A 13,485-nucleotide genomic window follows, 5' to 3' on the forward strand; every position below is an offset into this window, starting at 1 on the left:
TTTCTTTTTACACAATTATATGGACTTTATCTCAATTTTCATAGAAAATAATTATAATGCATTATGAATGAGAAAAAAAGAGATTTAAAAAGAAATCTACCAATTTCTTTTTAAATCTCATACTATTCATTACAAGCATTGTGCAAGGTGTGAAAATAAGAATATTCTCCATTTTTTGTCCAATACCTGAAATTTAAACATTCTTAAATTAAGCGCGGATAACTTCTTCTGTTTCATTATCAAAGAAGTGAGCTTTGTTCATGTTGAATCCTAAATCAACATTTTCACCTGGATTATGGAAGTCACGAGCGTCTACACGTGCGATAAACTCAGTTTCTCCAACTTTAGAATATAACATTGTTTCTGCACCTAATAACTCAGAAACTACAACAGTAGAGTGAACAATTGAATTAGGGTTTGCATCTAAGAAGACTTGTTCTGATTGAATATCTTCAGGACGAATACCAAATGTTAATTGTTTCCCATTGTATCCACGAGATTCTAATAATTGGCGTTGTGGTTCAGTTACATTTAACTGTAATCCTTCGTTGTTAGAGATGATACCATCTTTATAAGTTACTTTGAAGAAGTTCATAGCAGGTGATCCAATGAAACCAGCAACGAAAACATTGTTAGGTGTATTATATACTTCTTGAGGAGTACCAATTTGTTGGATAATTCCGTCCTTCATAATAACGATACGGCTGGCCATTGTCATCGCTTCAGTTTGGTCATGGGTAACGTAAATCGTTGTGGTATTTAAACGTTGATGTAATTTAGCAATTTCAGCACGCATTTGCACACGTAATTTCGCATCTAAGTTTGATAAAGGTTCGTCCATTAAGAATACTTTAGCATCACGAACAATTGCACGACCTAAAGCCACACGTTGACGTTGACCACCGGATAAAGCTGCTGGTTTACGGTCTAAATATTCTTTTAATCCTAAAATTTCAGCTGCATTATCAACACGTTGTTTAATTTCATCTTTTGGATATTTACGTAATTTTAAACCGAATGCCATATTGTCGAATACCGTCATATGTGGATATAAAGCGTAGTTTTGGAATACCATCGCGATGTCACGGTCTTTAGGAGCAACATCGTTCATTAAGGTGTCACCAATCCATAATTCACCTTCTGTAATATCCTCTAAACCAGCAATCATACGTAAAGTAGTAGATTTACCACATCCTGAAGGACCTACGAAAACGATAAATTCGCGATCTTCAATATCTAAGTTGAAGTCAGTTACTGAATAAAAATCAGAACCTTCATATTTTTTGTGAATATTTTTTAATTTAATATCTACCATAACAATAATAACTCCTTTTGTTTTATTTGTATGATTTAATTATAAAGTGGAAACGGTTAATAATCTATCGTCCCAGTGCACAAAATATATTCAACATGTTGTAGAAAAGGTTTTCAAAATATTTAGGGATTCAATAAATATTTTAAAAAAACAAGAAATTACGTTTTGAGAAATAGTGGTTTAGTGATAAAATAGGAATGATTAATAAAATCAAGGAGGATAACGATGACTCAGCAAGCAATTAGAGGGTTTGAAGTTATTACAAAGTATCAAAATGAAGCAATCAATTTGCCCAAAAGAGCCACTCATCACGCCGCAGGATATGATATTGAAGCTGCAGAAACGGTGGTATTACCAAGTTATTGGCGTTTACTGATTACGTATTTTTTGAAAGATATGAAACAATGGATTTTTCAACATCCTATGGAATCTAAGTCAAAAGAAGCGATAAAAGTAGAAACATTGATGAAACCAACCTTAGTTCCAACCGGATTAAAAGCCTATATGCAGAAAGATGAATACTTACAGATTATTAACCGTTCAAGTAATCCACTAAAACGTTTTTTATCAATTCCTAATAGTGTCGGGATTATTGATCAAGATTACTATAATAATGAAGCAAATGAAGGTCATATTTATGTGCAAATGATTAATTTTGGTTTGAATGATCAGACCATTCAAAAAGGTGAACGAATTGCACAAGGCATTTTCACTAAATTTTTGAAGACAGATCAAGATACCGGTGGTGAAAAGCAAAGAACAGGAGGATTTGGTTCATCTAATAATGAATAAGCGGAGGATAAAATAACAACATGGCAAAAAAACGAATCATGTATGAATGTATGGCGTGTGGTTATGAATCACCTAAATGGTTAGGAAAATGTCCAGAATGTGGCGCATGGAATCAAATGGAAGAACAAATTGTTCAGCCAACAGTGGTTCAACGAGCGAGTATTGCGTCCAACAGAACAGGTGACGATTATTATGCCAAAAAACTAAATGAAATCCAATATATTAATGAAGCAAGGGTCAATACCGATTTTTCAGAGTTTGACCGTGTCTTAGGTGGTGGGGTCGTAACGGGTTCATTGGTTTTAATCGGAGGAGATCCCGGAATTGGTAAGTCCACGCTGTTATTGCAAGTTTCATTACAATTAGCGAATAAAAACCAAAAAATATTATATGTTTCTGGTGAAGAATCATTATCACAAATAAAAATGCGAGCGGAACGCCTTTCGATGGATAGTGATAATTTCTACTTGTATTCTGAAACAGATTTAACTGTGATTGCGAATGAGATTAGTCGTTTATCACCTGATATGGTAATCATTGATTCGATTCAAACGATGTCTTTACCTGATCATAATGGAGTAGCCGGCAGTGTATCGCAACTTAGAGAAACAACCAATATATTGATGCGCATTGCGAAAGATAATCAAATTGCTATTTTTATTGTGGGTCATGTGACTAAGGAGGGCAATATCGCTGGACCTCGTATGTTAGAACATATGGTCGATACGGTATTGTATTTTGAAGGTGAAAAGTATAATCGTTTTAGAATTTTACGAGCAGTAAAGAATCGTTTTGGTTCCACCAATGAAATTGGCGTTTTTGAAATGTTGGATGTAGGGTTGACCGAAGTGAATAATCCATCAGAGTTATTTTTAGAAGAAAGACTGGTTGGCGCTACCGGATCAACAGTTGTCCCTTCATTAGAAGGAACACGCACGATATTAGCAGAAGTACAATCATTAATGACACCAACTGTTTTTGGTAATGCTAAAAGAACAGCGAGTGGCATTGATTATCAACGGGTTTCCTTATTATTAGCTGTAATGGAGAAACATTGTGGTTTGATGGTACAAAATCAAGATGCATTTTTCAAAACAACCGGTGGGGTTAAATTAGATGAACCTGCTATCGACTTAGCGATTGCGGTGAGTATTGCATCAAGTTATTGGAATAAACCGACCAATATCGACGATTGTTTCGTTGGTGAAATTGGATTAACGGGAGAAATTCGCCGAGTAACCCAAATTAAAGAACGTATTAGCGAAGCGAATAAATTAGGTTTTAAACGTATTTTTATTCCAAAAAACAATCAGCCACCTCAAGATACTCAATTGGCAATAGAAATTATACCTGTATCAACAATTAAACAAGCTTTAATGAAAATTTTTCCAAAATAGAAAGGAGGTTAAAGATGTTTAAAAAAATTATTACCGCTCTTTCGATGTTAATTGGTTTAAGTTTTGGTTTAACCATTGCGCCATCATTGTGGAAAGGAATACCTAATGCGCCGATTTGGATGAGTAATCTCTATGTGAATGCTATTATTTTTATTATTGTTTTTATGTTATTAGGGATGACACTTTCTCCATATATCGAAAAAGGAATTAAACGATTAATCGAATGGGTTAATAACTTAGCTACATCAAATTTAATATTAGGAACGATTGGTATTTTTGTAGGATTATTAATTGGTTATTTATTTTCATTACCATTTAATAGTCTAAATATACCTTTTCTAAATTCAACATTACCACTTATTTTTTCAGTCACTTCCGCTTTAGTAGGGTACCAAACGACGATGAGTCGTAAAGAAGAATGGGGGAAATTATTTAGTAGTAGACAAAATGTTAAAGAAACTGCCCTTAATCAAGATTCACAGTTGCTAGAGCGTAAAGCGAGTGATAATATGTATAAGTACAAGTTACTTGATACGAGTGTTATTATTGATGGACGTATTGTAGATATTGTAAGGACCAATTTTATTGAAGGGGTTTTGATAATACCTAATTTTGTATTAGAGGAATTGCAATTTATTGCCGATTCGGCTGATTCCTTAAAACGATCAAAGGGTCGTAAAGGTCTCGATACCTTAAATATGTTACAAAAAGAAGCACTTATTCCGATTGAGTTTTATGAAGGTGATTTTGAAGAAATATCAGAAGTCGATAGTAAATTAATCCGATTAGCCAAACTAATGGATGCTGCGATTGTCACAAATGATTATAATTTAAATAAAGTTTGTGAATTTCAGAATGTTAAGGTGTTTAATATTAATGCTTTAGCCAATGCCATTAAACCAGTGGTTATTCCGGGTGAACAAATGTATGTTCAAGTAATAAAAGATGGTACTGAGCGCAAACAAGGTGTCGCTTATCTCGATGATGGAACGATGATTGTGGTAGAAGATGGTCAGTATTATATGAATGAGTGGATCCATGTTATTGTGACAAGTGCTTTGCAAACAGCAGCAGGGCGCATGATTTTTGCTAAACCGGCCCACTCACATGGTAGAATAGAAACTAATGATAAAAAGGGAGTTTTATAATATGAGTCAAAAGATTCGTGTTCGTTATGCACCAAGTCCAACAGGAGATTTACATATAGGGAATGCTCGTACAGCCTTATTTAATTATTTATTTGCTCGTCATCATGGAGGAGAATTTATAATTCGTATCGAAGATACAGATTTAAAACGTAATTTAGAGCATGGTGAACAAAGTCAGATGGATAATCTTTCTTGGTTAGGAATTGACTGGGACGAATCTCCAGAAAAACCAGGTGAATATGGACCTTATCGTCAATCAGAACGTCTACACATTTATCAACCACTTATTGAACATTTATTAGCTGAAGATAAGGCGTATAAATGTTATATGACAGAAGAAGAATTGGAACAAGAGCGTGAAGCGCAAAAAGCCAGAGGAGAAATGCCTCATTATGGTGGTCAACATGCCCACTTGACTAAGGATCAAGAAGCTGCCTTTGAAGCTGAAGGACGGGTTCCAGTTATCCGTTTCCGTGTACCAGAGAACGTCGTTTATGAGTTTGATGATATTGTTAAAGGACCCATTACTTTTGAATCAAAAAATATTTCTGGCGACTGGGTTATTCAAAAAAGAGATGGAATGCCAACCTATAACTTTGCGGTAACAGTAGATGATCATTTCATGCAAATCACTCATGTATTACGTGGGGATGATCATATTGCAAATACTCCTAAACAAATGATGATTTATGATGCTTTTGGATGGGAAGTACCAAAATTTGGACATATGACGTTAATCGTGAATAGTGAAACTAATAAAAAATTAAGTAAACGCGACGGTGGTATTTTACAATTTATCGAACAATATCGAAACTTAGGTTACTTACCAGAAGCAATGTTTAATTTTATTGCATTATTAGGTTGGTCACCTGTTGGTGAAGAAGAGATTTTCTCACATGATCAATTAATTGAATTATTTGATGAAAATCGTTTATCCACTTCACCGGCTGCATTTGATGCTAAAAAACTAGAATGGATTAACAATACTTATGTTAAACATGCCCCACTAGAAAAAGTAGTTGAATTAGCCTTACCACATTTGAAAGCAGCGGGCAGAGTAAGTGAAAATCCATCTGCATCAGAAATGGAATGGGTAACTAAGTTAGTAAGTTTATATCATGAACAAGTATCATACGGTGCTGAAGTCGTTGAAGTATCTGAACTCTTCTTCAGAGATGAGCTTCATATTGATGAAACGGCTAAAACAGAATTAGCGAATGAAACAGCACCAGTTGTAATCAAAGCCATGCGTGAACAATTAGTGAATTTAGAAGATGCAGATTTTACTGCTGAAAACATTAAGCCTTTAACCAAAGTAGTACAAAAAGAAACAGGTGTTAAAGGACGCCAGTTATTTATGCCAATTCGTATTGCGGTTTCTGGTCAAATGCATGGACCGGAATTACCAAGTGTGATTGAAGTTCTAGGAAAAGAAAAAGCAATTAATCACATCGATCAAGTGTTAAATTTAATATAATCAATAGAGTGAAGCCTGTCACATTTTTGACAGGCTTTCTTGATAGAAACGGAGAATACTATGGCCATTCAAATTTATAATACTTTAACCAGAACCAAAGAAGTTTTTAAACCGATACAAGAAGGAAAGGTAAATTTTTATGTTTGTGGTCCCACTGTTTATAATTTTATCCACATTGGCAATGCAAGAAGTGCCGTCTCATTTGATACCATCCGTCGATATTTAATTTATCGTGGTTATGAAGTGAATTACGTCAGCAATTTTACTGATGTTGATGATAAAATTATTAAAGCAGCTAATGAAGAAGGAATCACTCCAGAAGCGATAGCCGACAAATACATTCACGCATTTAAAGAAGACACCGCCGCAATTAATGTCATGCCAGCTACCCTTCATCCACGTGTAATGGAAAATATTACGGATATTATTGAATTCATTCAAGTATTAATCGAAAAAGGTTATGCGTATGAATCATCAGGAGATGTATATTTTAAAACATCTTCATTTGATAAATATGGTCAATTATCCGACCAAAGTATCGATGAATTATTAGTAGGTGCGAGTGAGCGAGTTCAAGATTTAATTGCGGAAAGAAAGCATGACCCACTTGATTTTGCTCTATGGAAGCAAGCAAAACCTGGAGAAATTCATTGGCATTCACCTTGGGGCGAAGGACGTCCAGGGTGGCATATTGAATGTTCCGTAATGGCAACTAAATATTTAGGAGAGACAATTGATATTCACGGAGGTGGCCAAGATTTACAATTTCCACATCATGAAAATGAAATTGCTCAATCTGAATGTGCTACAGGGCATACATTTAGTAACTATTGGATGCATAATGGATTTGTGACGATTGGTCAAGACGATGAGAAGATGAGTAAATCGTTAGGAAACTTTGTGCTATTACGTGATTTAATCAATGAAGTTGATCCATTAGTAGTAAGATTTTTATTGGCTACTGTTCATTATCGTCGTCCTTTGCGCTTTGATGAGAAATCGATTCATGATGCGACCACCAATTTGGCTCGATTAAAAGAAGTGAATCGTCGTCTAAAACATCGCTTAGAAGATGCAGTAGAACAGGATTTAACAGAACAAGACCACCAATATAAACAAGCGATTAGAGAAAAAATTGAACAATTCGAAGTAGAAATGGATAATGATTTTCAAGCTGGGAATGCTTTAACTGTTATCTTCGATTTAACCAAAGTTATTAATAAGTACCTTGAAACATCAGTGGTTAATCGTGAAGTGATTGAGTGGATGCAATCGAAGTTTGAGCAATTAATGAGTATCTTTGGTATTATTTTTAAAGAAACAGAGACTTTAGAAGAAGAAATTGAACAATTAATCGAAGAACGCAATCAAGCACGTAAAGAACGAAATTTTGCAAAAGCGGATGAGATTCGTGATCAATTAAAATCGCAAGGAATATTATTAGATGATACACCTCAAGGAACAACTTGGAAAAGAGTGACGCCGTAATGACCGAGATTAATCCATTTGACTTATTAAACGGTGCGGCTTTAGCTTATGTGGGGGATGCGGTATATGAACAATTTGTGCGTAAACATGTGATTCAATCAGGACAAACATCTCCTAATAAGTTGCATCGTGCTGCGATTAAATATGTATCAGCTGAAGGCCAAGCAAAAGTTATGAAAAGTTGGATCGACTCAGAAGAACGATTATCAGCAAAAGAGATTGAAATTTATAAAAGAGGTCGTAATAATAAAGCGAATACCAAGGCAAAAAATGCCTCGATTGGCGATTATCGTCAAGCAACTGGCTTTGAAGCATTAATTGGTTGGCTCTCCTTAACCAATCAAGTAGAGCGATGTACTGAGTTAATGACTTTAGCAATTAAATATATTGAAAATGAGGATAATAAATGAAACAACATCAATACTCTGAAAAACGATCAAAATCAATCGAAAAGGAAGAATATTCTGAAGTTTTATTCGGACGTCATGTCGTAATGAAAGTTTTCAAAGAGAAAAAACAAATAAATAAATTATTTATTCAAAAAGGACTGACGGGAAACGGGGTTAAAGATATACTGAGAGTAGCGAAACAACAAGGAGTCGTTTTTATCGAAGTCCCAAAAACTAAATTAGATGAATTAACTGACAATGGGAATCATCAAGGTGTGGCAGTTACCTTGCCGCCATTTGAATATAAAACGCTTGAAGACTGCTTTGAACTTGCGCAAGAACGTGAAGAAACTCCGTTTTTATTAATTTTGGATGGAATAGAGGATCCGCACAATTTAGGTTCAATTCTAAGAACAGCTGAAGCCACTGGTGTTCATGGTGTCATTATACCGAAAAGACGTGCCGTTGGATTAACCGGTATCGTGGCGAAGACCTCAGCGGGTTCAATTGAAAAAGTGCCAGTAGTGCGTGTGACCAACATTGCTCAAACAATAGAATTATTAAAACAAAAAGGTGTTTGGGTTTTTGCGACAGCCATGTCAGGTGAAGATATGCGCACTTGGAATAGCGAAGGAGCCATTGCACTGGTCATTGGCAATGAAGGTCAAGGAGTTTCTCAAAATGTGATAGCAGCTTGTGATGGGATAGTCACTATTCCTATGACTGGAACAACTCAAAGCTTAAATGCTAGTGTAGCAGCAGGTGTTTTAATGTACGAAGTGGCGCGCGATCGACTAGGTAAGTAGAATAATTGGAGGTGGTCACATGCTTAAGAAAAAAGATATCCTATTTGTCGACGGTTATAATATGATAGGGGCATGGCCACATCTAACAAGCTTGATGAAAAAAGATGAGTTAGCGCTAGCTCGAGATACCTTATTACAGGAATTATCTAATTTTAAAAAAGTAAGAGGTTATGATGAAATATTTGTTATTTTTGATGCCTATTTAGTTCCCGGGATTACACAAAAATACGATGAGTACAATCTTCAAGTTGTGTTCACTAAAGAAGGGGAAACGGCGGACTCATATATAGAAAGAGAAGTTAATCAATATATCACACCTCTAAATAGGGTAGTCGTTGCAACAAGTGACTATGCTGAGCAATGGCTAATTTTTCAGCGAGGCGCGTTAAGACAGTCGGCAAATGAATTAGCAGTGGAAATTTCTTATACAAAACAGCAGCTGAATAATGAAATTTCAACGTATTACAATGGAATGCTAAGAAGAAGAAGCCCATGGCAAATTGAACAGTTAGCAGATTTAGACCGTTTGAGACGCGAGATAGAAACGAAAAATAAAGAATAAATGAGGATGCATTTCTCCAATTGAATGGAGGATAATCATGCGTTTGGACTACTTAAGTAATGAAGAATTAGTGGTAATGTTACAGGCCGAGTTTGATGACGAAGCATTTAATGAATTATTTTATCGTTTTACACCTTTATATCGAAAATGTTTCAAACAGTACCCGATTATGGGGTTTGAATTGGATGATTACTTTCAAGAAGGACGCATTGCGTTAATGTTAGTGATTGAACATTATGATATCAAGGGAAAGTATTATGTTGCCAGTTATTTTGCGAAAATATACGAAAATCGCTTAATTAATTATTTAAGGAAATTAATGGCAAAAAAGCGTGAAAAACAACTAAATCTCCTATCATTAAATGAACCAGTGAGTTTAGTTGATGGAAAAAATGAAGTTTATACTTATGGAGATTTATTATTTGAAGAGGGCCCTGATACCCTAGAATGGGTCATCGCAAAAGATGCCCTTGAACAGCTAATTGAAGATTTATCTGAATTAGAAAAAATGGTTTTCATCTATCGTATGATGGAAGAAGATAATAGTGTGTCTAATATTGCTAAAAAAATGAACGAAGATAGAAGAGTGATTGAAAATGCTCTAGCACGTTGCCGTAAAAAATGTCGACAGCATTTTGGATGACAAAAGAGACAAAGTGAGCCTTGCATAAAACAAAATAAGCAAATATTAATAGAAGCACCTTTTATTCTATCTTGACAAAAAAGTAATTGATTTATATCATATAGTGGTAAGTAAATCGATGGGGAGGAATTGCTATGGCACAACAAAAGAAAACGGCTTTAGCGTGTACGGAGTGTGGCCAACGCAATTACCACATGACTCCAACACAATCTGGAAAAAATGTCCGATTAGAAATTAAAAAGTTTTGTAGATATTGCAATAAACATACAGTGCATAAAGAAACGAAATAGTTAGGATGGGAAGATAACGATGGGATATATTAAAGGTGTTTTCGAAGAATTAAAAAGAGTTAATTGGCCGTCTGTAGGCGAAGTTAACAAATATACATGGACAGTTATTGTCATGATTATTTTGTTTGGTTTATATTTTGCAGGTGTGGATACTATATTTGCTAATTTAATTAGTTGGTTAGTATCATTATAAAATAGTTTTCAAATTAAAATTTTATCTGTATAATAGAGTTAAAGCAAAAACCTACAAGCCGTAGGTTTTTTATTATGGAAAAAAGTGAGGAGAATTGTGATGGAAGCAAAAAAAGAATGGTATGTACTTCATACTTATTCAGGTTATGAAAATAAAGTTCGAGAAAATATTGAATTACGTAAAGAAAGCATGAATATGGAAGAAAATATTTTCAGAATTGTGGTACCGGAAGAAGAAATAATTGAAGTAGTCGACGGAGAGGAAAAGAAAAAAGTAGCTAAGACGTTTCCAGGTTATGTATTAATTGAAATGGTGATGTCTGATCAAGCTTGGTTTATTGTACGTAATACACCAGGAGTGACAGGTTTTGTCGGATCTCACGGTGCTGGAAGTAAACCATCGCCTTTATTAGAAGAAGAAATGGATCAAATCTTAGGTGATGTCGAAACGCCAGTACAACGTGTAGAATTGAATGTAAAAGTTGGCGATTATGTTGAAATTGTGGAAGGTGCTTTCTCCGGATTAAACGGTTCAATTGTTGAAATTGATCAAGAACATCAAAAATTAAAAGTTTTACTGGAAATGTTTGGCCGTGAGACTGAAGCCGAAATCGAATTCCATCAAGTTAAGAAACAAGATATCTAATCTACTATGAATGAGATATTTAAAAGAATTCCGATTATTTATTCATTATTACTAGGTTTCACGCTAATAATAATAAGTTTGGCAATTTTTCCAAATATGATGATACCATCTTTGGAAAACCTTCAAAAGCTATTCGAATCATTATTGATGCCTCATAAAAATTATTTGTATATTGGTGCAATCAGCATGTTTTGGCTGATTACGAATTTACTTTATATTGAATATTTCTCAAAGAATCAACGCTTTAAACAAATTTTTGATTACCAACTGAAAGAAATAGTCAGTATTGGTTGCTTAATGACAATTTTTTGGATAGTGAGTTGGGTGAATCATTCCTTATTATTGTCGTTAATATTTATTGCGACTGCGACTAATTATCTATTAAAAGGGATTCGAATCATTAGCCAAAATAGTCAATTACGACAAAATAATTGGTTAATTAAATTTCCAACTGGATTTTTTGTTGGTTGGTTAATATTTGAAACCGTTGTGACTTTATTCGCTTATATGAAGTCAGTTGGCATCACATTTAGTGGCATGTTATGGGTGATTGTAGCCATTATGACAGTATTGTTATTAGCTTTATTTTCAAGTTATTATTATGCAAAATACGGTAATGGTATGATGATGATTGCCATTATACTGGGTGTGTTTGGATTAACCATTCAACATCATAATAAGCAATTTCCTTATGCCAACAATATGATTTTTATCTGTACACTGGCGATAGGAGTGATGATGGTAGCATTATTTATCTATCTAACACACTTAAAGAATCAACAAAATCAAAAATCAATAACAGATATTGAAAAATAATACTTTCTTCTTGCTTTCTAAAAAGTTATGTGTTAGTATACTTGGGTGCGCAAGTACGCACAATGAGTGGGAGGAAATGGTTTTCCATAAACCACATCACGAATAAAAAGATATAGGAGGAATTTTCGTGGCTAAAAAAGTAGTAAAACAAGTTAAATTACAAATTCCAGCCGGCGCAGCAAGTCCAGCTCCACCAGTAGGTCCAGCTTTAGGTCAAGCGCAAGTTAACATTATGGGGTTCTGTAAAGAGTTTAACGCTCGTACACAAGATCAAGCAGGATTCATTATTCCTGTAGTAATTGATGTATATGAAGACCGTTCATTTACATTTATCACTAAAAAACCACCAGTACCAGTATTATTGAAAAAAGCAGCTGGTATCCAAAAAGGTTCTGGTGTACCAAACAAAACAAAAGTAGCAACTATTACAAAAGCACAAGTTCAAGAAGTTGCTGAAACTAAAATGGAAGATTTAAACGCAGCTAGCGTAGAAGCAGCAATGCGCATCGTTGAAGGTACTGCTCGTTCTATGGGTATCACTGTCCAAGATTAAGCGCAGTGTAGTTTCTCGCCCCGTTTTCTATCGGGTGTGGGAGGTCAAACCGTTATAACCACAAGTATAGGAGGAAAATAAAAAATGGCTAAAAAAAGCAAGAACTTTAGTGCAGCTTTAGAAAAAGTTGACCGCACTAAAAAATATGACATGACTGAAGCTATCGCTTTAGCAAAAGAAATCGACTTCGCAAAATTTGACGCGACTGTTGAAGTTTCATACAATTTAAACATTGACGTAAAAAAAGCTGATCAACAAATTCGTGGGGCTATGGTATTACCACACGGTACAGGAAAAACTTCTCGTGTTGTAGTTATCGCTCGTGGCGAAAAAGCTAAAGAAGCAGAAGCAGCAGGTGCTGATTTTGTTGGTGAAGCTGACTTAATCGATAAAATTAATGATGGTTGGTTAGACTTTGATGTGATGGTAGCAACACCTGATATGATGGGTCAAGTAGGTCGTTTAGGTCGTGTATTAGGACCTAAAGGATTAATGCCTAACCCTAAAACAGGTACTGTAACAATGGATGTTACTAAAGCTGTTGAAGACATTAAAGCAGGACAAGTTACTTACCGTGCTGACAAAGCAGGTATCGTAAACGTGCCAATTGGTAAAGTATCATTTGAAGATGCTAAATTAGCAGATAACTTTAAAGCATTACACGATCAAATCGTTCGCTTAAAACCAGCTACTGCTAAAGGTACTTATATCACTAACTTAGCTTTAAGTACTACATTTGGCCCTGGAATTAAAATCGATCCAACAACAATTTAAAAAAATGAAAGTCAACCTCATTTAGGGGTTGACTTATAATATTCTTTTTTGTATTATATATAAAGTGTTAAACTACCGTAGACAGCAAGTGGCGAACGCCTTAATTTCTTGCCGAGGAAGTTCCGAATTTATGGATCTCTCTCTCTGTGTCTAAGGTGACATAGAGATTTTTTTTTTGAAAATCTCTAGCTCAATAA

The 13,485-nt window shown here is 34.8% G+C and carries 16 protein-coding genes and 1 other annotated feature; of the genes, 15 read left to right on the plus strand and 1 reads right to left on the minus strand.

Features of this window, described 5'->3' with window-relative positions; translation table 11 throughout:
- Positions 1 to 208: 208 nt before the first annotated feature.
- Positions 209 to 1,315, minus strand: a complete 1,107-nt coding sequence (locus tag HMPREF2811_RS01570) for an ABC transporter ATP-binding protein (protein WP_071407811.1) — start codon at positions 1,313 to 1,315, stop codon at positions 209 to 211.
- 225 nt (positions 1,316 to 1,540) lie between these two features.
- Between HMPREF2811_RS01570 and HMPREF2811_RS01575 the strand changes: the two genes are divergently transcribed.
- From HMPREF2811_RS01575 to rplA, 15 genes are all read left to right on the plus strand, one after another.
- Complete coding sequence (locus tag HMPREF2811_RS01575; RefSeq protein ID WP_071407812.1) at positions 1,541 to 2,107, plus strand: dCTP deaminase/dUTPase family protein; 567 nt, start codon at positions 1,541 to 1,543, stop codon at positions 2,105 to 2,107.
- 20 nt (positions 2,108 to 2,127) lie between these two features.
- Positions 2,128 to 3,504: a DNA repair protein RadA gene (gene radA / locus HMPREF2811_RS01580; RefSeq protein WP_071407813.1), complete on the plus strand. Its 1,377-nt coding sequence runs from the start codon at positions 2,128 to 2,130 to the stop codon at positions 3,502 to 3,504.
- Positions 3,505 to 3,518: 14 nt separating this feature from the next.
- Positions 3,519 to 4,652 (plus strand): PIN/TRAM domain-containing protein, encoded by a 1,134-nt coding sequence (locus HMPREF2811_RS01585; RefSeq protein WP_071407814.1) that lies wholly within the window; start codon positions 3,519 to 3,521, stop codon positions 4,650 to 4,652.
- Position 4,653: 1 nt separating this feature from the next.
- Positions 4,654 to 6,129, plus strand: a complete 1,476-nt coding sequence (gene gltX / locus HMPREF2811_RS01590) for a glutamate--tRNA ligase (protein ID WP_071407815.1) — start codon at positions 4,654 to 4,656, stop codon at positions 6,127 to 6,129.
- Between the two features lie 60 nt (positions 6,130 to 6,189).
- Complete coding sequence (cysS, locus tag HMPREF2811_RS01595; protein ID WP_071407816.1) at positions 6,190 to 7,617, plus strand: cysteine--tRNA ligase; 1,428 nt, start codon at positions 6,190 to 6,192, stop codon at positions 7,615 to 7,617.
- Entirely contained in the window at positions 7,617 to 8,027 is a 411-nt protein-coding gene (locus HMPREF2811_RS01600) for a Mini-ribonuclease 3 (protein WP_071407817.1), read from the plus strand. The genes cysS and HMPREF2811_RS01600 overlap by 1 nt, the downstream gene beginning before the upstream one ends.
- Positions 8,024 to 8,812 carry a 23S rRNA (guanosine(2251)-2'-O)-methyltransferase RlmB gene (rlmB, locus tag HMPREF2811_RS01605; RefSeq protein WP_071407818.1) on the plus strand — a complete coding sequence of 263 codons (789 nt, stop codon included), beginning with the start codon at positions 8,024 to 8,026 and terminating at the stop codon, positions 8,810 to 8,812. The genes HMPREF2811_RS01600 and rlmB overlap by 4 nt, the downstream gene beginning before the upstream one ends.
- A 19-nt stretch (positions 8,813 to 8,831) precedes the next feature.
- Positions 8,832 to 9,374, plus strand: coding sequence for an NYN domain-containing protein (locus tag HMPREF2811_RS01610; protein WP_071407819.1), 543 nt, complete (start codon positions 8,832 to 8,834; stop codon positions 9,372 to 9,374).
- Positions 9,375 to 9,411: 37 nt separating this feature from the next.
- Entirely contained in the window at positions 9,412 to 10,017 is a 606-nt protein-coding gene (locus tag HMPREF2811_RS01615) for a sigma-70 family RNA polymerase sigma factor (RefSeq protein WP_071407820.1), read from the plus strand.
- Positions 10,018 to 10,151: 134 nt separating this feature from the next.
- On the plus strand, positions 10,152 to 10,307 hold the full coding sequence (gene rpmG, locus HMPREF2811_RS01620; protein ID WP_071407821.1) for a 50S ribosomal protein L33: 156 nt from the start codon (positions 10,152 to 10,154) through the stop codon (positions 10,305 to 10,307).
- A 19-nt stretch (positions 10,308 to 10,326) separates the two neighbouring features.
- On the plus strand, positions 10,327 to 10,500 hold the full coding sequence (secE, locus tag HMPREF2811_RS01625; RefSeq protein ID WP_071407822.1) for a preprotein translocase subunit SecE: 174 nt from the start codon (positions 10,327 to 10,329) through the stop codon (positions 10,498 to 10,500).
- 99 nt (positions 10,501 to 10,599) lie between these two features.
- Positions 10,600 to 11,145, plus strand: a complete 546-nt coding sequence (gene nusG, locus HMPREF2811_RS01630) for a transcription termination/antitermination protein NusG (protein WP_071407823.1) — start codon at positions 10,600 to 10,602, stop codon at positions 11,143 to 11,145.
- Positions 11,146 to 11,331: 186 nt separating this feature from the next.
- Positions 11,332 to 11,961, plus strand: a complete 630-nt coding sequence (locus HMPREF2811_RS01635; RefSeq protein WP_071407824.1) for a hypothetical protein — start codon at positions 11,332 to 11,334, stop codon at positions 11,959 to 11,961.
- Positions 11,962 to 12,088: 127 nt separating this feature from the next.
- Entirely contained in the window at positions 12,089 to 12,514 is a 426-nt protein-coding gene (gene rplK, locus HMPREF2811_RS01640) for a 50S ribosomal protein L11 (RefSeq protein ID WP_066125045.1), read from the plus strand.
- 84 nt (positions 12,515 to 12,598) lie between these two features.
- A complete protein-coding gene (gene rplA / locus HMPREF2811_RS01645) occupies positions 12,599 to 13,288 on the plus strand; it encodes a 50S ribosomal protein L1 (RefSeq protein ID WP_066125047.1) in 690 nt (229 codons plus the stop codon).
- 57 nt (positions 13,289 to 13,345) lie between these two features.
- Positions 13,346 to 13,470: a sequence feature (ribosomal protein L10 leader region), on the plus strand.
- The last annotated feature ends 15 nt before the right edge of the window (positions 13,471 to 13,485 follow it).

The organism is Globicatella sp. HMSC072A10 (genome assembly GCF_001811625.1).
GTDB lineage: Bacteria > Bacillota > Bacilli > Lactobacillales > Aerococcaceae > Globicatella > Globicatella sanguinis.

Excerpts from the sequence above, each read along its gene's own strand:
- HMPREF2811_RS01570 (WP_071407811.1), bottom strand. The coding sequence starts at position 1,315 with ATGGTAGATATTAAATTAAAAAATATTCACAAAAAATATGAAGGTTCT.
- HMPREF2811_RS01575 (WP_071407812.1), top strand. The coding sequence starts at position 1,541 with ATGACTCAGCAAGCAATTAGAGGGTTTGAAGTTATTACAAAGTATCAA.
- radA (WP_071407813.1), top strand. The coding sequence starts at position 2,128 with ATGGCAAAAAAACGAATCATGTATGAATGTATGGCGTGTGGTTATGAA.
- HMPREF2811_RS01585 (WP_071407814.1), top strand. The coding sequence starts at position 3,519 with ATGTTTAAAAAAATTATTACCGCTCTTTCGATGTTAATTGGTTTAAGT.
- gltX (WP_071407815.1), top strand. The coding sequence starts at position 4,654 with ATGAGTCAAAAGATTCGTGTTCGTTATGCACCAAGTCCAACAGGAGAT.
- cysS (WP_071407816.1), top strand. The coding sequence starts at position 6,190 with ATGGCCATTCAAATTTATAATACTTTAACCAGAACCAAAGAAGTTTTT.
- HMPREF2811_RS01600 (WP_071407817.1), top strand. The coding sequence starts at position 7,617 with ATGACCGAGATTAATCCATTTGACTTATTAAACGGTGCGGCTTTAGCT.
- rlmB (WP_071407818.1), top strand. The coding sequence starts at position 8,024 with ATGAAACAACATCAATACTCTGAAAAACGATCAAAATCAATCGAAAAG.
- HMPREF2811_RS01610 (WP_071407819.1), top strand. The coding sequence starts at position 8,832 with ATGCTTAAGAAAAAAGATATCCTATTTGTCGACGGTTATAATATGATA.
- HMPREF2811_RS01615 (WP_071407820.1), top strand. The coding sequence starts at position 9,412 with ATGCGTTTGGACTACTTAAGTAATGAAGAATTAGTGGTAATGTTACAG.
- rpmG (WP_071407821.1), top strand. The coding sequence starts at position 10,152 with ATGGCACAACAAAAGAAAACGGCTTTAGCGTGTACGGAGTGTGGCCAA.
- secE (WP_071407822.1), top strand. The coding sequence starts at position 10,327 with ATGGGATATATTAAAGGTGTTTTCGAAGAATTAAAAAGAGTTAATTGG.
- nusG (WP_071407823.1), top strand. The coding sequence starts at position 10,600 with ATGGAAGCAAAAAAAGAATGGTATGTACTTCATACTTATTCAGGTTAT.
- HMPREF2811_RS01635 (WP_071407824.1), top strand. The coding sequence starts at position 11,332 with ATGTTTTGGCTGATTACGAATTTACTTTATATTGAATATTTCTCAAAG.
- rplA (WP_066125047.1), top strand. The coding sequence starts at position 12,599 with ATGGCTAAAAAAAGCAAGAACTTTAGTGCAGCTTTAGAAAAAGTTGAC.